Source organism: Pedobacter nototheniae, from assembly GCF_032678625.1.
In the GTDB taxonomy this organism is placed as follows: Bacteria; Bacteroidota; Bacteroidia; order Sphingobacteriales; family Sphingobacteriaceae; genus Pedobacter; species Pedobacter nototheniae_A.
On the sequence record NZ_JAVTSO010000002.1, the window covers coordinates 390,405 to 407,711 of the forward strand.

The following is a 17,307-nucleotide window of genomic DNA, read 5'->3' on the forward strand; positions in this document are numbered from 1 at the left end:
TTTTAACTTAAAATGGGAGCGGGGAATTGATCTTCCGAAGTGATTTTGTTAATTGAATGCAAAAGCAATGGCTAACAAAAGCTTTGCTTAAGCCTTTAAAAAAGAATTTTTATCCCGATTTACAGGAATCCGGGATAAAAATAATGGATTGGGATTTAATATTCTCTTGCCATTAACTGTGTTGTTAATGTAAGCAAATTGAATTTTGCTTCTTCGCTCGCCTCAATTTGTTTAAATAAAGCCAGGGCCTTGTTTAAGTATTCGTCCATACTTGCCTTGGCTATATTTTGGATGTTGAGTGCATCGTAAACTTGTTTTACTGCATTTACCTTTTCGCGTACATCAAACTTTTTATAACTGGTCCAGTTTTCTAAAGCATCGAGATTTTCAGCGTTAGCCAGCTCAAAAGCTTTTAACAAAAGGAAGGTTTTTTTATTGGCAATAATATCGCCGCCTACTTGCTTGCCAAATTTATCAGGATCGGCGTATACATCTAAAATATCATCCTGTAACTGAAAAGCAATTCCAATATTTTCTCCAAACTGATAAATTAAATCGGCATCTTTTTCACTTGCTTTTCCAATAATAGCACCCAATTTAAGCGCGCCACCTAATAGAACTGCCGTTTTTAACCTGATCATGTTAATGTATTCTTCGATACTTACATCATCCCTTTGTTCAAATTCCATATCCAGCTGCTGGCCTTCGCAAACACCCTGCGCAGTTGTATTAAAAGTATCAAGTACATCTTTTAAAAATACAGGATTTACTTTTGCAAGGTTTTTATTGGCTTCAACCATCATCACATCTCCACTTAAAATGGCCGTGTTGGTGCTCCATTTTTCATGTACGGTAGCTTTTCCTCTTCGCAATGGCGCATTATCCATAATGTCATCATGTACTAATGTAAAGTTATGGAATACTTCTATCGCCATAGCTGCATGGATAGCTTCTTTAGCATCAGTGCCGAAAAGCTCTGTAGCCATTAAAACCAATAGCGGACGAACTCTTTTACCTCCAAGGTTAATGATGTACTTTATTGGTTCGTAAAGCTGCTTTGGCTGCGCCGGAAAGGTAAGGTTTTGTATTGCTTGATCGAGTATATTTTGTAATTGTTCTGTAGTCTGCATTTTTACTTTTTAGCTTGCGGGGCTTGTTCTAAAATTTTAACGGCCTCTTCTTCTTTGGCAGTACGTTTTATGGTTTGATTTTCCTGCCAAAATTGAGGATTATAACTCATACTTTGAGTCATTTTAACATCATCAGTTTTAACCTGAAGTTGTTTTAAACCTTTATTGTAAATGTTATTATAATCGATCATATAAAGGGTGTTCGATAATTCGGTCGTTTTTGTACCTATTCCAAGTACTGTAACTTTACTTTTAAAAATTAATGAAGAGAAATCTAAAACTGTTTTTTCTATACCATTAGTGCTATATTGACTAACTAAATTAACACTTTTAAGTTTAATACCCATTAAGCCTTTTGAGGTTAGATTGAAATTTTTTAAAACTCCATCTAATTTTAAAATTTCAAATGTTTCTGTGTTAACATAGTAGTCGCCTTCAAAATAAACTCTATTGGTTTTTATCTTTAAGGCACAGCTAATTATTGCAATTTCCTCGTTTCCGAGTTTGTAAGTGTTTTTTATTTTGAATGAATAGGCCGAATCTAATTTAGGGGAAAGTGGTTTAATGCAACGATCATTAGATAAATATCCTGAAAAAATTAGTGTAGAATAACTCAGATTAGAATAGGAAATATGGGTATCGCCTTTTAAGTATCGACTTTCTGTAGGTACCCATTTAAGTAAACCGTAGGTTTTCCATTCTGCATTGAAATAAACTTCATTCAAATAAGTCGGTTTATCATTTTCGTAGGCTATTTGCCTTAAAAAAGCCATAGCATAATGTGGTTCTTCCAAGTTTATTTTAACTCTGTTATAAGCACTTTGCATAATTGATAAAGCATAATTGCCTACCACTATATCGTTTAACGTTAATGTAACCGCTTTAAGCTTTATGTTTAGTAAACTTTCGTCGTTAATATTAACCGTTAATGGCTGATAGCTTACATGTGAAATGTTTATTGCACATGGCAAAGCCGATACTTTAAGCTCAAATTCGCCATTTTCATTCGTAATGGTTTTATGGTTTGCATCAGTTTGAACAGTGACGTATGCAACTCCAGAATAGGTATCCTCATCTGTTATTTTTCCTTTTATTTTCTGAGCTAAGCCTAATAGAGGTATGGTCATTAAAATTAAAAAATAAAGAACCGAGCGTTTTCCCATCTTTTAGTCAGGAATTAAAGTGAAATCGATTTGACGCTTGGACAAATCTACTTTTTTAACCCTAATCATTACCTCATCGCCCAACTGATACTTTTTCTTCTTGCGTTGTCCGATAATACAATAGTTTTTTTCATCAAGTACATAAAAGTCATCCGAAATATCGCGTAAACGAATCATGCCTTCACATTTGTTTTCTTCTATTTCTACATACATGCCCCATTCAGTAACACCAGAAATAATGCCTTTATATTCAGTGCCAATGTTATTTTCAAGGTATTCGGCTTGTTTATATTTAATGGATGCTCTTTCTGCTTCAGCTGCCCTTTTTTCCATAGCTGAAGAATGTACGCTGGCCACTTCATAAAATTCTGCATCTGCAGATTTTCCATTTTGCAGGTAGTTTTGTAATAAACGATGTACCATTACATCGGGGTACCTTCTTATTGGAGAAGTAAAATGTGTATAATAATCGAACGCCAAACCATAATGACTGGTTTTTTTAGTCGTATAAATGGCTTTAGCCATTGATCTGATGGCTAATGAAGTTAAAATATTTTGTTCCTTTTTTCCTTCCACATCATTCATCAAATGATTTAAAGACTTTGCTATCTCCTTATCTGATTTTGTATTGATTTTATAACCAAAGCGAGAGGCAAACTGGGCAAAGGTATTTAAGGTTTCCATATTTGGAGAATCGTGAACCCGATACACAAAGGTTAATTTAGCCGTACCTTTTACTTTTTTTGCAATAAACTCAGCCACTTTTCGGTTGGCTAAAAGCATATAATCTTCAATCAGTTTGTGGGCATCTTTACGTTCTTTTACATACACTCCAATTGGTTTTCCAGCCTCATCAAGTTTAAACTTAACTTCAGTACTTTCAAAACTAATGGCGCCATTTTTAAATTTACGATCGCGTAAAATATAAGCAAGCTCGTTTAGTTTTTGAATTTCTGTGGCATAATCGCCTGTTTTAGTTTCGATAACTTCCTGCGCTTCTTCGTAACTAAATCTCCTGTCGGAGTGAATGACCGTTTTGCCATACCATTCTGACTGGATGTTTGCTTCATCATCTAATTCAAAAACGGCTGCAAAGCATAATTTATCTTCATTTGGACGCAGAGAACAAACGCCATTACTTAAACGTTCTGGTAGCATCGGAATCACCCGATCCACCAGATAAACAGAAGTTGCCCTGCTATAGGCCTCCTTATCTAATTCTGTACCCTGGATTACATAATGAGAAACATCGGCAATGTGTACCCCAATTTCATGGTTTCCATTTGGTAGTTTCTGGTAGGAAATGGCATCATCAAAATCTTTTGCATCTGCCGGATCAATTGTAAAGGTTAAAATATTTCTGAAATCTTTTCTATTGGCGATTTCATCTGCCGGAATTTCTTCAGGAATTGCATTCGCCTCTTTTTCTACCGCTGGGGGAAAAGAAAGCGGGAAACCATACTGGGCAAGTATGGCGTTCATTTCGGTATTGTTTTCTCCCTGATCTCCAAGAACGTGTTTTACCACACCAATTGGATTTTTGGCACCTTCGGGCCAGTCGGTTAAAGAAACCAAAACACGCTGCCCGTTTCTTGCACCCAGGATATCTGCAAGCGGAACAAAAATATCGTGCATCATTTTTTTATCATCTGCTATAACGAAAGCAAAACGATCTGAAATTTTTATAACGCCGGTAAAGTCTGATTTTGCCCTTTTGATGATCTCAACAACTTCTCCATCATTTTTACGGCCATTCTTTTTTGCAAACACATATACTTTAACGGTATCGCCATGTAATGCATTTTTTAATTTTCTTGGCGCTACAAATACATCTTTTTCAAATTCATCATCGGGTACAATATAAGCCGATCCATCGGCCGTCATATCTACTTTTCCAACAATAAAATTCTGAAGCTCTTTAAGTTTATATTTCCCTTTTTCAGGTTCTAAAAAGGTACCGTTTCCTTTACCTTCTTTTAATATTTCTAATATGGTTTCTCTCGATTCCTGGTCTGTAAGGTTTAATTTGGCCGAAACTTGTTTGTAATTGAGCAATTGATTTCCATTTTTCTCAAAAACATCACTAATTAACTGATTGAGCACCAATTTTATATTCGCCGATTTTTTCTTTGCCATACGCTAAACTGAATTTACCGAATATACAGAAAAGATGCAAAAGGAGGATAAAAAGGGTTGTAATATGTAAAAGAGATGATGTTTGATACCTGTTGCGAAATATTTTTTACCTCTTTCATTGGGCGGGAGAGGAAAGATATTTAAACTGCCGGCTACTTTTTGTTAGCCTGGAATTGCTTCAATAAGTTTTTGAGTATAGGCTGCTTTTGGAGCGTGAAATATTTGTTCAGGAAAACCTTCTTCTTCAATTTTACCTTTATTCATCACCAGGATGCGGTCTGAAATGTGTTTTACTACAGCTAAATCGTGTGAAATAAAGATATAAGTTAAGCCAAATTCGGTTTGAAGTGATTTAATTAGGTTTAATACCTGTGCCTGAACGGAAACATCAAGCGCCGAAACCGATTCGTCACAGATAATAAACTTAGGTTCGAGCGCTAAAGCACGGGCAATTACAACACGTTGCCTTTGGCCACCACTAAACTCGTGCGGATAGCGGTTAAAATGTTCGTCTTTTAGGCCAACCTTATCCATTAAGGCTAAAACTTTCTGTTTTCTATCGGCATCGTTACTGTAAAGTTTATGTACCTGTAAAGGTTCCATAATGGATTGGCCAACGCTTAATTTTGGATTAAGCGAAGCATAAGGATCCTGAAAAATGATCTGTATATCTTTTCTAAGTTTTCGCAGCTCGACTTTATTAATTCCGGTAATATCCTGACCGTTAAAAATCACCTTTCCGGATGTTGGTTTAATTAATTGCAAAATGGTACGGCCGAGCGTGGTTTTTCCACAACCAGATTCGCCTACCAAGCCTAATGTTTCTCCAGGAAAAACTTCAAAACTAACATGGTCTACAGCTTTAACGTAATCAATTTTTTTACTGAATAAACCACTATTTGAAGGGTACCAGGTGCATAAATCTTCTACTTTTAATAAGGGTTTTGCGGCATAAAGCTGATTCCTTCTTAAGTTAATTTCATCTTGTGTGAGTTGATTTGAAGCCTGCAGGTGTGCTGAAGCGTCATCTAATTGGCCCGTCAAAAAATCGGCAACTACCGGAAGTTTTTTAAGCTGTAACGCAGGCGATGGGCGGCAGGCGAGCAAACCTTTGGTATAAGGGTGTTGTGGATTGTTAAAAATAGATTTCGCAGGTCCTTGTTCCACAATTTCTCCTTTATACATTACGGCAACTTCGTCGGCAATTTCATTTACCACGCCTAAATCGTGAGAGATGAAAATCATCGCCATATTACGCTCTTCTTTTAATTTAAGAAGGAGTTGCAGAATGGTTTTCTGAACAGTTACATCAAGGGCTGTTGTAGGTTCATCGGCAATCAGTAATTTGGGGTTGCAGCTTAAAGCCATTGCAATCATTACCCGCTGTTTTTGCCCTCCCGAAATTTGATGGGGATAACTTTCGAATATTTTTTCAGGCCTTGGTAGCTGCACCTCATTAAAAAGTGCAATGGTTTGCCGTTTAGCTTCGGCTTTATCTACTTTCTGATGTAATATAATGGCTTCTGCAACCTGATAACCGCAAGTAAAAACAGGGTTTAAAGAGGTCATGGGTTCCTGAAAAATCATGGAAATCTGATTTCCACGGTACTGCCTGATCTCGTGCGTACTTAAGCTGAGTAAGCTGGTTTGTTCAAAATTAATGTTGCCTGTAATACGGGTTGAGCGTTCATCGTGCAAACGCATAATAGAGAATGAAGTTACTGATTTACCGGAGCCAGATTCGCCAACAATGCCTAAAACGGTTCCTTCTTTTACATTAAAGTTAATCTGTTTTACAGCTTTAAACCAGGTTTTTTCTTCCTGGTTAAAGAAATCGATACTTAAGTTCTCTACATTCAACATCAGGATACAATGGTAACGTTTTCTGCTGAAATTATTTCCATGCCTTTAAATTTTAATAGAATCTGAGCGGTGGTAATCACATCTTTTTGACAATAGTTTACAATGCGATCTAAATTTTGTTCTTCATAATAAACCGTTCTAACCATGTTGCCATCAATATCATCTTTTGGTGTGGGAATGTTAAAAATGGCAGCCAGCAAGTTTAATGAGGTGTAATGTTTATGATCTCCAAATTTCCACAGCTCCATGGTATCCAGGTGGTTTATTTCCCATGGTTTTTTTCCTGCAATTTGTAATGTTTTTGGAATTTCGACGCCGTTTACCAACATTCTGCGACACAGATAAGGATAATCAAATTCTTTTCCATTGTGTGCGCACAGTTGGAGTGCTGGAACTTGTTTTTCAAGCAAAGCAGAGAACTGGTTTAAAATTTCAAGCTCATTATGGCCCGAAAAGGATTTTATACGTAAGAACTGTTTATTATTCTGCACGCTGAAAATCCCTAAGCTGATGCAGATAATTTTGCCAAACTCAGCTAAAATACCTGCCCGCTCATAAAACTCTTCAGCACTTTGTTCCGGCTTTCGCTGAAAATGGGTTTTTTGCGCCCACAAATCCTGAAAATGAGGAGGCAATTCTTTAAACGATGGGGATTGTGGAACGGTTTCGATATCGATAACCATTACCTGAGTGAGATCTAACGCCTTTAGCATACATAAATAGTTTTCAGTTAACAATTTACAGTTTTCATTTCGAAAATATTGTAAATAGACTATATTTTATAACTTGTTTATGCAGAAAAATAAATTCAGGCGATTTCTTATACAAAGTTGAATTAAGGGATTCAGTTTATGTGTTTAAGTATAAAACCTTGCAGATTTAAATCTCTGCAAGGTTTTCACATTTAAAATAAAGAAGGTGGGGTTTGATTGGCCATTACCGGAATTTTTAAATCTGTTCCAATGGCATCATTTAGTTTTTGCGTAAAATAAGCCGAAAATAAAGGGGAAGACAATTCAACATTTTGATGCACAAAAAAGTATAGGTTCTGTAATCCTTCCTTTTTCCAGGTTACAATTCTTTCAATCCAGTCGTCAAGGCGTTTTTTATCAATATCATCTACATTGGCACCAACAAAGCGAATAAATGCAGTAGGCGAGGTTAAGCGCATGTGCATCATATCCCTGCGCCCGGCTGTATCAACAATAATGTTTGCAACGCCATGTTCCTGAAATAGCTGGGCAAACTCGCTGGCAACCGCGGGGTTAGAAAACCATTCTTCATTTCTTACTTCAACGCCTAAAGGAATTACTTTTGGAAATTCTTCAATCACCGTTTTTAAACGGCTAAAATCTTTAGGCTTAAAGTTATCGTGTAACTGTAAAAAAGCCATTCCAAATTTGTCTTCAAAGTTGCTTACGGCATCACAAAATTGTTCTACAGGTTCTTTAACGTTAATTAACCTCTTAAAGTGGCTGACGGTATTGGTCAGTTTAGGAAAAAATTTAAAGCCATCAGGTGTTTTTTCTTTCCAGGTTATTACCTGTTCCCTCGAGGGCATTCCATAAAAGGTTGCATTTAGTTCAATAGAATTAAATTGAGTCGAATAGTACGACAATTCGTCTTTCGTGCCTTTTGGATAAAAACCTTTTAAATCAGCTTTATTCCATTTAGCGCAGCCAACATAAGCCTGAAATGACTGCTTTGGTTGGTTTGCTTTTAATATGGATGTTGTTTCCGGGGCATCGGCCGGAATTTTAAAATCTATGGTGGAGGGATCTTCTACTTGACCAAATTTCATGTGGATTGGTTTTAAGGTATTAAAAATAGACTCAAATATAAAACGCTTTATTCTAATTTAACTGTTTAGTAACGATAAAATATAAACATATGTTTTAGTATAATTTAAAGCCTTGATTCATCACTAAAATGTAAGGATTAATTTATTTTAAAATAAATTCTATTAAAAAGGTAGATATTATCTACATTTGCCGAACCAAAAATTGGTAGTTCTTTAGATACTTATCCAGAAAGACGGAGGGAAAGGCCCTGTGAAGTCTTAGCAACCCCAGCAATGGTAGGTGCTAAATCCTGCTTCTGCAAAGAAGAAAGATAATGAGTTTGCGCTTTGCAAATTATTTAAAGGACGATCTGATTTACATAAGTATCAATTGAGCCAGAATTTTAATTGATTATTTATTTTTTTATGAAGAATTTATCCTTACGTATTCAAGTACAACCACAGTCATTTTCGAATGACAAAATCTTTAGTCAGCACCAATTCCTGATGTGCTGTTGCTGTAGTTAACCTACAGTTTTCTTATCCATTCCATTTTTTAAAGAATACCTGTTTTTTTAACGGGCAGGGGATTCTATTGTTTCAAAAATCATTAACACAAGAGCAAATGTTTAAAAACAGACTTTTACTATCCGGCCTTTTTTGGCTATTTACAATTCTCAGTCTCCATGCGCAGGGGCAAAGTAAGTTATCAGGCGTAATAATAGATAAAGCAGATGGCTTACCAATACCTGGTGTCAGTATTCGTATTGAAGGAAAAAACACAGGTGCCATCAGTGATACAAATGGCCAGTTTAATATCCAGGCCGCTACGGGTGATGTATTAATCATCAGTTATATTGGCTACCAAACGCAAACTTTTAAAATTAACACAACCGATAAAATTCAGGTTACTTTAGAACAGGCAAAAAACAACCTTCAGGAAGTTGTAGTAACAGCCTTAGGCATTAATAAAGAGAAAAAATCTTTAGGTTACGCCATTCAGGAAGTTAAGGGTTCTGATTTGGCCGAAGCAAAAGAAAGTAACCTGGTAAACGCGCTGGCAGGGAAAGTAGCCGGTGTAAACATTACCAATAGCCAGGGTAATATGGGGTCATCTCGTATTGTAATCCGCGGCGAAACTTCTATTTCAGGTAATAACCAGCCTTTATTTGTGGTTGATGGGGTACCTGTTGATAATTCTCAATTAGGGGCAGGTGGTTCTCGCGATTTTGCAAATGCCATTTCTGATATTAACACTGAGGATATTGAAACGATCAGTGTTTTAAAAGGGCCTAATGCTGCGGCACTTTATGGCTCAAGAGCTGCAAATGGAGTAATCATCATTAAAACAAAATCGGGTAAAAGGGGTAAAGCAAGTAGTATATCAATTAATTCAAGTATCACATTTGAAGATTTATTGGTTCTTCCGGAATATCAGGATGTTTTCGGACAGGGTTCTAATGGAGAATTTAGCTATGTAAATGGTAAAGATAAAGGTGTAAATGATGGTGTAGATGAAAGTTGGGGACCAAAAATGGATGGCCGGTTAATACCACAATTTAACTCTAACGGAGTGGCTGTTCCTTTTGTACCACATCCAAATAATGTTCGGGATTTTTTTGAAACGGGTCACACTCTAAATAATGGGGTTTCTTTTACTGGTGGAGGTGATGCTTATAACTATCGTTTCTCTTACAACAACAGTTCTCAAAAAGGTGTTATTCCAAATTCAGGGCTGGATAAAAACAGTTTAGGCATTAATACGAGCTTTGATTTATTGCCGAAATTGAAATTAGATTTAAGTGCCAATTATGTGCGCACATCTTCTGATAATTTACCAGGTGCAGGTGGCAAACGCCCAACCAGTACCATGCTACAGTTTTTATGGTTTGGCCGCCAGGTAGATGTAAGCGCACTTAAAAACTACATTGGTGCCGATGGGCAACCATTTAACTGGAATAACAGTTATTATAGTAATCCGTATTTTATCGCTTACGAAAATACTGTTGCGCAACGCCGCGATCGTTTAATTGGTACAGTGGGTTTAACTTACCAGATTAACAGTGCCTTTAAAGCAAATTTCCATACCGGAAACGATTATTATAACGACAGGCGTAAATCAAAGGTTGCCTATGGAACCAATGGTGTGCCACTGGGTTCTTATCAGGAAACGGCCTACACGGTAAACGAAAACAATACCGAAGCTACTTTGAGCTTTAATAAACACTTAAATGCCGATTTTAATTTAGATGTTTTGGCAGGGGGTAACTTAAGAACAAAGTTTTATGAAGAAAATAACCAAATGGCCCAAAACCTGGCTGTTGCCGGAATTTATACTTTAAAAAATTCGCGAGATCCTTTAATTTCTTCAAATAGTTTTAGCAAATTAAAAGTATACAGCTTATTCTCGTCTGCCCAGTTAGGCTTTAAGGATTATGCTTACTTAAACTTAACGGCCAGAAACGATTGGTCATCTACCTTACCTGTACAAAACAATTCTTACTTCTACCCATCGGTAAATGGAAGTTTTATTTTAACTGAAGCCTTTAACTGGAAAAGTGACGTACTTTCTTTTGCTAAACTTCGTGGTGGATGGTCAAGGGTAGGTAAAGACACCGATCCTTATCAGTTAATTAACACTTATTCATTTAACCCTGTTTTTGATAAATATCCATTACTTACATTAACAGACAGGTATTTAAATCCTGATTTGAAACCCGAATACACCAATTCCAGTGAACTTGGTTTTGAGCTGGCTTTTTTCAAAAGTAAATTACGCTTGGATGTTAGTGCCTACAATACCAACAGTTTTAACCAGATTTTTAATGCCGATGTTAGTTCGGGAACTGGTTTTACCCAAAAATTAATCAATGCAGGTAAAATTAACAACAAAGGCCTGGAGGTTCAATTAGGTTTTACACCAGTTAAACAAGTAGATGGTTTGCAGTGGGATGTAAACGTAAATTATTCTTTAAACAGAAGCAAGGTAGTAGAGCTTGATCCTGAAGGTAATTTTCAAAATGTAATTTTAGGTTCGGGCGGTGTGCAGGTTTTAGCTTCTGTTGGTCAACCTTACGGAACATTATTCGGAACAGCTTATCTGCGTAATGCAAATGGCGATATTCTTGTAAATTCAAGTGGTTATGCACAGGTAGATCCAACCAAAAGGGTATTGGGTGCCTATACGCCAAAATGGATAGGAAGTATTAACAACGATTTCAGTTATAAAGGTTTTACACTTGGTTTTTTAGTTGATGCTAAAGTTGGAGGTTCTATTTATTCGGGTACACATGCCACAGGTTTTACAACAGGTGTTTTGGCCGAAACTTTACCAGGCAGGGATGAGGAACACGGCGGGCTGGCCTATTATTATCCTAACAATGATAAAGCAAAAGTACCTGTTCAGTTGGCTTCTAATGGTGGTGCGCCTGCTTCTGAAACCGTTTACCATGATGGGATTGTTTTTGATGGGGTACGCGCCGATGGTTCTAAAAACACAACCATTTTACCTGCACAACAATATTATAAAGCCATAGCAAATGTAAATGAGGCACATGTATTTAGTGCAACAGCCATCCGTTTACGCGAAGTTACTTTGGGGTATAATTTACCAAAAAACTGGATTTCAAGAGTTGGTTTATCAAAAGCCCGGTTTACGTTAATTGGCCGTAATTTATGGATTATCCATAAAAATGTACCCAACATCGATCCGGAAACGGCTTTTGCGACCGACAATGCACAAGGATTGGAGTCGCTGCAATTGCCAACCACCAGAAGCTATGGCTTTAGTTTAAACCTTACTTTTTAATTTAATAATCATGATCAGAAAATCCAATATAATTGCCTTGGGCTTAACCGTTTTAACCTTCGGAGCCTGCAAAAAAGATCTTCAGGACACTAATAAAAATCCAAACGAATCTGAAACCGCACCATCAGATTATTTATTAGCCAATGCCATAAAAAGTGCTGCCGATAATTATTACAGCACAGCAAATACAATGGATGCCAGTTTATTGTTTGTACAACATTGGTCTAAAATCCAGTACACAGATCCCGACCGGTATATTTTTACAAACGGAAGTTTTGAAAGCGGATGGAAAAACTTCTATACCCAAAGTTTAGCCGATTTAAATGTACTGGTTAAACAGGGACAGCAACAAAATAACCCTAATTATACGGCGGTTGCTTTAACCTTGCGCAGTTGGGTATTTTCATTATTGACAGATGCCTATGGGAATGTTCCTTATACAGATGCACTGGATATTTCTAAAATTACGCCAAAGTATGATGACCAGCGCAGTGTATACATTGGTTTAATTGCTGATTTAAAAACAGCAATTACAACCTATAATCCTTCAGGAAATCCAATAGGAGGCGATCCTGTTTTTAGCGGTAGTATTAATAAATGGCAAAAATTTGCAAATGCACTTCGTTTTCGTTTAGCACTGCGAATTGCAGATCGCGAACCGGAATTAGCTAAACAGGTTATTGCAGAAGCATTAGCAAATCCGGCAGGTTTAATTAGTGCAGAAGCAGAAACTGCGAAGCTCGCATATATCAATTCTCCGAACCAAAATCCAATAGCAAAAGTTTTCGAAACGCGTGACGATTACCGCGTTTCAAAAACCCTGGTTGATAAATTAAAAAGCTTAAGCGATCCGCGTTTGGCTGTATTTGCCAATAAAACAGCAACAATAACACCAGGGGTATACGTTGGGCTTCCAAATGGCTTAACCAATGCCAGTAACTATGGCTTTGATTTAACCTCAAAGCCGGGCGATTTTTTTACCAGAGCCATTGCACCTGCGATTATTTTAAGCTATTCAGAATCTTTATTTGATCGCGCGGAGGCTGCTGCAAGGGGCTTTACAACTGAAAGTGCACCCGATTTATACAACCAGGCCATTACAGTATCATTACAATATTATGGCGTTGCTTCTGCTGATATTCAAACTTACTTAGCGCAGACTGCGGTACAGTACAATGCGGCAAATTATCGGAAATCTATAGGCGAGCAAAAATGGATTTCGCTTTTTGGGCAGGGATTAGAGGCTTTCGCTGAATGGCGAAGATTAGATTACCCACAATTACAACCAGCAGCAGAAGGTGTATTGGGTGGCAAAATTCCAAGCCGTTTTATTTATCCTGGTGGAGAACAATCTGTAAATAAAGCCAGGTACACAGAGGCGGTTGCAAAACAAGGAGCCGATCTTTTAACAACTAAACTATGGTTTGACGTAAATTAAAATAATAAAATATGAAATTATCACTAAAATTAATTGCTGCTATAGGTCTTGGAGGCCTTGGCAGCGTTTCGGCTCAAACCAAACTAAACCTGCAGGGTACAGTTGCGCATGCCGAAACCGGTAAAGTTTATTTGCAGAAATTCAGCAATAAAATGTTTACCACTATCGATTCTTCTCAAATTATTAATGGCAAGTTTAGCTTTAATACAGGAGTAGAATTACCCGAATTATATGGTTTAACTTTTAGTAAAGACAAAAGTCCTTTATATGTTTTCTTAGATAATAAGGCTACAACGGTTAACCTCGATTCAGCAAAATACTATAGGAGTAGTGTAGTTTCAGGCTCTGCCGGACAGGATTTATTTAATCAATACCGTAAAACAAAAGACGTTAAGATAATTGATTTTATCAAAGAAAATCCTTCATCTATAGTTTCTGCTTATGTTTTATATCGTGAATGGTCTTACCGCTTAACACCGCAGGAAATTGAGCAAAATATTGCAGCCCTGGATAGAGCATTGGATAAAACGCCCTACGTGCAGGTGCTGCAAGGTTTGATTCCGGTTTTAAAATCCGTTCAACCAGGCAATCGCGCATTAGATTTCGAACTCCCTGATGCCAATGGAAAAAGTGTTAAACTTTCCGATCATTTTGGAAAATACCTTTTAGTCGATTTTTGGGCTTCATGGTGCCCGCCTTGTCGCGCAGAAAACCCAAACGTGGTTAAGCTATTCCAAAAGTATAAATCAAAAGGTTTTGATGTATTTGGTGTATCATTAGACAAGAGCAAAGAGAATTGGCTAAAAGCTATAAAAGACGATCATCTGAATTGGACACAAGTATCTGATCTTCAGTTCTGGAACAGCGCCGGTGCAAAAGTATATGGGGTTAGAGCCATTCCGGCCAATGTACTTATCGATCCGAATGGGGTAATTGTTGCCAGAAATTTATATGGTGCAGAATTAGAAAAGAAACTGGAAGAAATTTTCAGCGCGAAGTAAAAGCATAAAAAACCGGCTTAATTAATTAAGCCGGTTTTTTTATGAATAGGTTTTAGTAACCCAGAATTTTTAATACCTGTTTACTATTCTGCTCTTCTCCAAAAACCTCAAAGTTAAAACTCTCATCGCGGTTTCTGCGGATTAAAACATGCTTAGGGCTTGGTAATAAACAATGGTGAATGCCACCATATCCACTTAAAACTTCCTGGTAAGCGCCAGTATGGAAGAAACCTAAATACTGTACTTTACGGGTTTTAGGCATAAACACACTATTCATGTGTGCTTCCTGGTTGTAGTAATCCTGCCCATCGCAGGTTATACCCCCTAAGTTTACACGCTCATATTCAGCATCCCAGTTATTAACGGGTAAAAGAATATATTTTTGGTTTAAAGCCCAAACATCAGGCAGGTTGGTAATAAAAGAACCATCCAGCATCAGCCATCTTTCGCGATCGTTTTGTTGTTTACGGCCCAGTACCTTGTATAAAATGCCAGAGGCTTCAGCTACTGTATATTTTCCAAATTCGGTAATAATATCTGGTTCCATTACTTCGTGAATGGCACAGATTTCTTTAATCCTTTTTACAATTTCGTTTACCATGTACTCGTAATCGAAATCAAAAACCAATGAATCCTTAAATGGCATACCGCCACCAATATCCAAAGTATCCAAATCAGGATTAATTTTTTTGAATTTGCAGTATAAGGTTACATATTTCTCCAATTCGTTCCAGTAATATGGAGAATCGGTAATACCCGAATTGATGAAAAAGTGTAATAATTTAACCCTGAAATTAGGGTTGGTAACGATTTTATTGTTATAAAAATCAATTACATCTTCCATTCTAACCCCTAAACGCGAAGTATAAAATTGCGAATCTGGTTGTTCTTCAGCCGCAATACGAATACCCAAATTACAAGGCGTATCCATTTCTACCTCATCATCATAAAGATTAAATTCTTCTTTATTATCCAGTACGGGAATAATGTTTTTATACCCGTCGTGCAACATATCTATAATATATTGCTTGTATTGGTAGGTTTTAAAGCCATTACAAATAATGGTTGTATCTTTAGTTAAGTGCCCTTTTTTCTCCAATGCATCAACCATTGGCATATCAAAAGCAGAAGAAGTTTCTAAGTGGATATTATTTTTTAAAGCCTCTTCAACGATGTGCCTAAAGTGCGAACTTTTTGTACAGTAACAATATTTATAATCGCCACGGTAATTGTTCTTTAAAATAGCAGTTTGGAAAAGGATTTTAGCCTGTTGTATTTTTTTACTAACCAAGGGTAAATAGGTGAAACGTAGGGGAGTACCGTAAGTTTCAATCATTTCCATCAGGTTTAAATCCTGAAAATATAATTCATCATCTATAACGTCAAAGCCTTCCTGAGGAAAGCCAACACTTAGATCGAGAAATTCTGAGTAACTCTGCATTTATGGTCTGAATAATTTTTGCAAAAATGTAATTTTAAATCGAGAATTAAACGTTATTGAAAATATTTTTACCGTAGAGAAACGCTTGGAGTAACTACAAAGTTTATATGCGAATTGTTTTTGCAAAATTGAAGGCCGGGAATAAGGTTTTAACTTAACTGTAGAGGTTTAATTCGGCTTTTTTGAGTTCACTAAAAAAAAAATCATTTTTTTTAAAGTAATTCCGGGTTTCATACGTCTTACATAAAAGTAAACCCTAATAAAAATCATTGTCGAACAATAAACTGTTGTTATTATGATCTCGATCTTTAAAACCAATATTCAATCAGGTACTGAGTTGAAAAAAATAGCAAGTCACCTTAATCATTTACTTTTAGGTGCTACCTGGAGCATTGACTTGTCAGATTGTGATAAGATTTTAAGAATAGATTCGCCGGCAGACAAAAGTGAAGATACGGTTTCGCTTTTCACCAGGCTTGGCTTCGATTGTGAAAGTTTACAGAATTTTTATGCACCTCCTGTTTGGTAGCCGTAAAAAAAAATCGTCATGCGGATTATTCCGGCATGACGAAAGTTAGTTAAATGCGACTACGATGTTTACCTAAATTATTTTTCAGGGAGGTGAACTTCTGCGAGCATACACCTTGCACTACCACCACCATTTTTTTCGATGGTATATAATGGTGCATAAATAATTTTGTTAAATTGTTCTAAAGCCGCAATCTGCTCAGGCTTTAAGGATAAATATGCTTGTTCGGACATGACCAAAAGATTTTCTTCATTGGCATTTTTAACCTGTAACATGTTACCGGCAAAATGGTTCATCTGATCAAGGCTAATTTCTATAATTTTTTTACCACTGTCAATTAAGCTCAAAGCTACTTTTTCTTTTTCTATTGGATCTGGAATAGATTCCATGCAAATTACAGCAAACTGATCGGCCACACACATCATTACGTTGGTATGGTAAATTGGAAAGCGTTCTGCATCTATCGCCTGAAAAGCAACGGCTTGATAACCCGTTAAGTGGCAGAAATTATTCAACACTTCTTCGTCAGTACGGACGCTTAAACATGCATAGGCAATTTTATTTGCCCTGTCTAATACCATACTTCCCGTACCTTCTAAAAAGAGATGCTGTTGTTCATAAAAGCTTAAATCGCTAACATGATTTACCTCAAACTTAATTTTTAGCTGTTCCAGTATATCTTTTCTTCTTTCTAACCTGCGGTTTTCAGAAAACATTGGGTATAAATAAACTGATCCATCTTCGTGAAAAGATACCCAGTTATTCGGAAAGATAGAATCAGGTTTTTCAGGCGTTAAAGTATCATCAACTATGGTAACATCTACTCCGTTTTTGCGGAGTAAATCTACAAAACCATCAAATTCTTTTAATGCTTCAGCCTGTACATGCTCCTGTATGCCGGCTTCCTGAAATTTGTTATTTCCGGCCGTTTGCTCATTGAACTTAAAATCAACCGGGCGGATCATTAATATGTGGTTGGTTGTCTGCATGCTAAATATTTGGTATTTAAGCCTTATCG

Annotated in this window: 12 protein-coding genes and 1 riboswitch; of the genes, 4 read left to right on the forward strand and 8 right to left on the reverse strand. The window is 36.7% G+C overall.

What is annotated here, in order from left to right; all coding sequences use genetic code 11:
* Positions 1–155 precede the first annotated feature (155 nt).
* The 6 genes from R2Q77_RS07465 to R2Q77_RS07490 all read right to left on the reverse strand — a co-directional run bounded on the left by R2Q77_RS07465 (position 156) and on the right by R2Q77_RS07490 (position 8,093).
* Positions 156–1,130: a polyprenyl synthetase family protein gene (locus R2Q77_RS07465; RefSeq protein ID WP_316803092.1), complete on the reverse strand. Its 975-nt coding sequence runs from the start codon at positions 1,128–1,130 to the stop codon at positions 156–158.
* A 2-nt stretch (positions 1,131–1,132) separates the two neighbouring features.
* Positions 1,133–2,257: a carboxypeptidase-like regulatory domain-containing protein gene (locus R2Q77_RS07470; RefSeq protein WP_316803093.1), complete on the reverse strand. Its 1,125-nt coding sequence runs from the start codon at positions 2,255–2,257 to the stop codon at positions 1,133–1,135.
* 39 nt (positions 2,258–2,296) lie between these two features.
* The gene (gene rnr, locus R2Q77_RS07475; RefSeq protein ID WP_316803094.1) at positions 2,297–4,429 is read right to left on the reverse strand and encodes a ribonuclease R; all 2,133 of its coding nucleotides are present in this window, start codon (positions 4,427–4,429) and stop codon (positions 2,297–2,299) included.
* A gap of 162 nt (positions 4,430–4,591) precedes the next feature.
* A complete protein-coding gene (locus R2Q77_RS07480) occupies positions 4,592–6,292 on the reverse strand; it encodes an ABC transporter ATP-binding protein (protein WP_316803095.1) in 1,701 nt (566 codons plus the stop codon).
* Positions 6,292–7,005, reverse strand: coding sequence for a 3'-5' exonuclease (locus R2Q77_RS07485; RefSeq protein WP_316803096.1), 714 nt, complete (start codon positions 7,003–7,005; stop codon positions 6,292–6,294). The genes R2Q77_RS07480 and R2Q77_RS07485 overlap by 1 nt, the downstream gene beginning before the upstream one ends.
* A gap of 191 nt (positions 7,006–7,196) precedes the next feature.
* A complete protein-coding gene (locus tag R2Q77_RS07490; RefSeq protein WP_316803097.1) occupies positions 7,197–8,093 on the reverse strand; it encodes a DUF72 domain-containing protein in 897 nt (298 codons plus the stop codon).
* Between the two features lie 218 nt (positions 8,094–8,311).
* A riboswitch (SAM riboswitch) is annotated at positions 8,312–8,411 on the forward strand.
* Between the two features lie 286 nt (positions 8,412–8,697).
* Here R2Q77_RS07490 and R2Q77_RS07495 point away from each other — a divergent pair.
* The 3 genes from R2Q77_RS07495 to R2Q77_RS07505 are packed head-to-tail and all read left to right on the forward strand — an operon-like array spanning position 8,698 to position 14,319.
* Positions 8,698–11,880, forward strand: coding sequence for a SusC/RagA family TonB-linked outer membrane protein (locus R2Q77_RS07495; RefSeq protein WP_316803098.1), 3,183 nt, complete (start codon positions 8,698–8,700; stop codon positions 11,878–11,880).
* A gap of 10 nt (positions 11,881–11,890) precedes the next feature.
* A complete protein-coding gene (locus tag R2Q77_RS07500; RefSeq protein ID WP_316803099.1) occupies positions 11,891–13,318 on the forward strand; it encodes a SusD/RagB family nutrient-binding outer membrane lipoprotein in 1,428 nt (475 codons plus the stop codon).
* An 11-nt stretch (positions 13,319–13,329) separates the two neighbouring features.
* The gene (locus tag R2Q77_RS07505) at positions 13,330–14,319 is read left to right on the forward strand and encodes a redoxin domain-containing protein (protein WP_316803100.1); all 990 of its coding nucleotides are present in this window, start codon (positions 13,330–13,332) and stop codon (positions 14,317–14,319) included.
* Positions 14,320–14,371: 52 nt separating this feature from the next.
* Here R2Q77_RS07505 and R2Q77_RS07510 read toward each other — a convergent pair whose 3' ends face one another.
* Complete coding sequence (locus R2Q77_RS07510; RefSeq protein ID WP_316803101.1) at positions 14,372–15,760, reverse strand: arginine decarboxylase; 1,389 nt, start codon at positions 15,758–15,760, stop codon at positions 14,372–14,374.
* Positions 15,761–16,055: 295 nt separating this feature from the next.
* Between R2Q77_RS07510 and R2Q77_RS07515 the strand changes: the two genes are divergently transcribed.
* Positions 16,056–16,289 carry a hypothetical protein gene (locus tag R2Q77_RS07515; RefSeq protein WP_316803102.1) on the forward strand — a complete coding sequence of 78 codons (234 nt, stop codon included), beginning with the start codon at positions 16,056–16,058 and terminating at the stop codon, positions 16,287–16,289.
* 77 nt (positions 16,290–16,366) lie between these two features.
* On the opposite strand, the gene ctlX is transcribed toward R2Q77_RS07515, so the two are convergent.
* Complete coding sequence (ctlX, locus tag R2Q77_RS07520; RefSeq protein WP_316803103.1) at positions 16,367–17,278, reverse strand: citrulline utilization hydrolase CtlX; 912 nt, start codon at positions 17,276–17,278, stop codon at positions 16,367–16,369.
* Between the last annotated feature and the right edge of the window lie 29 nt (positions 17,279–17,307).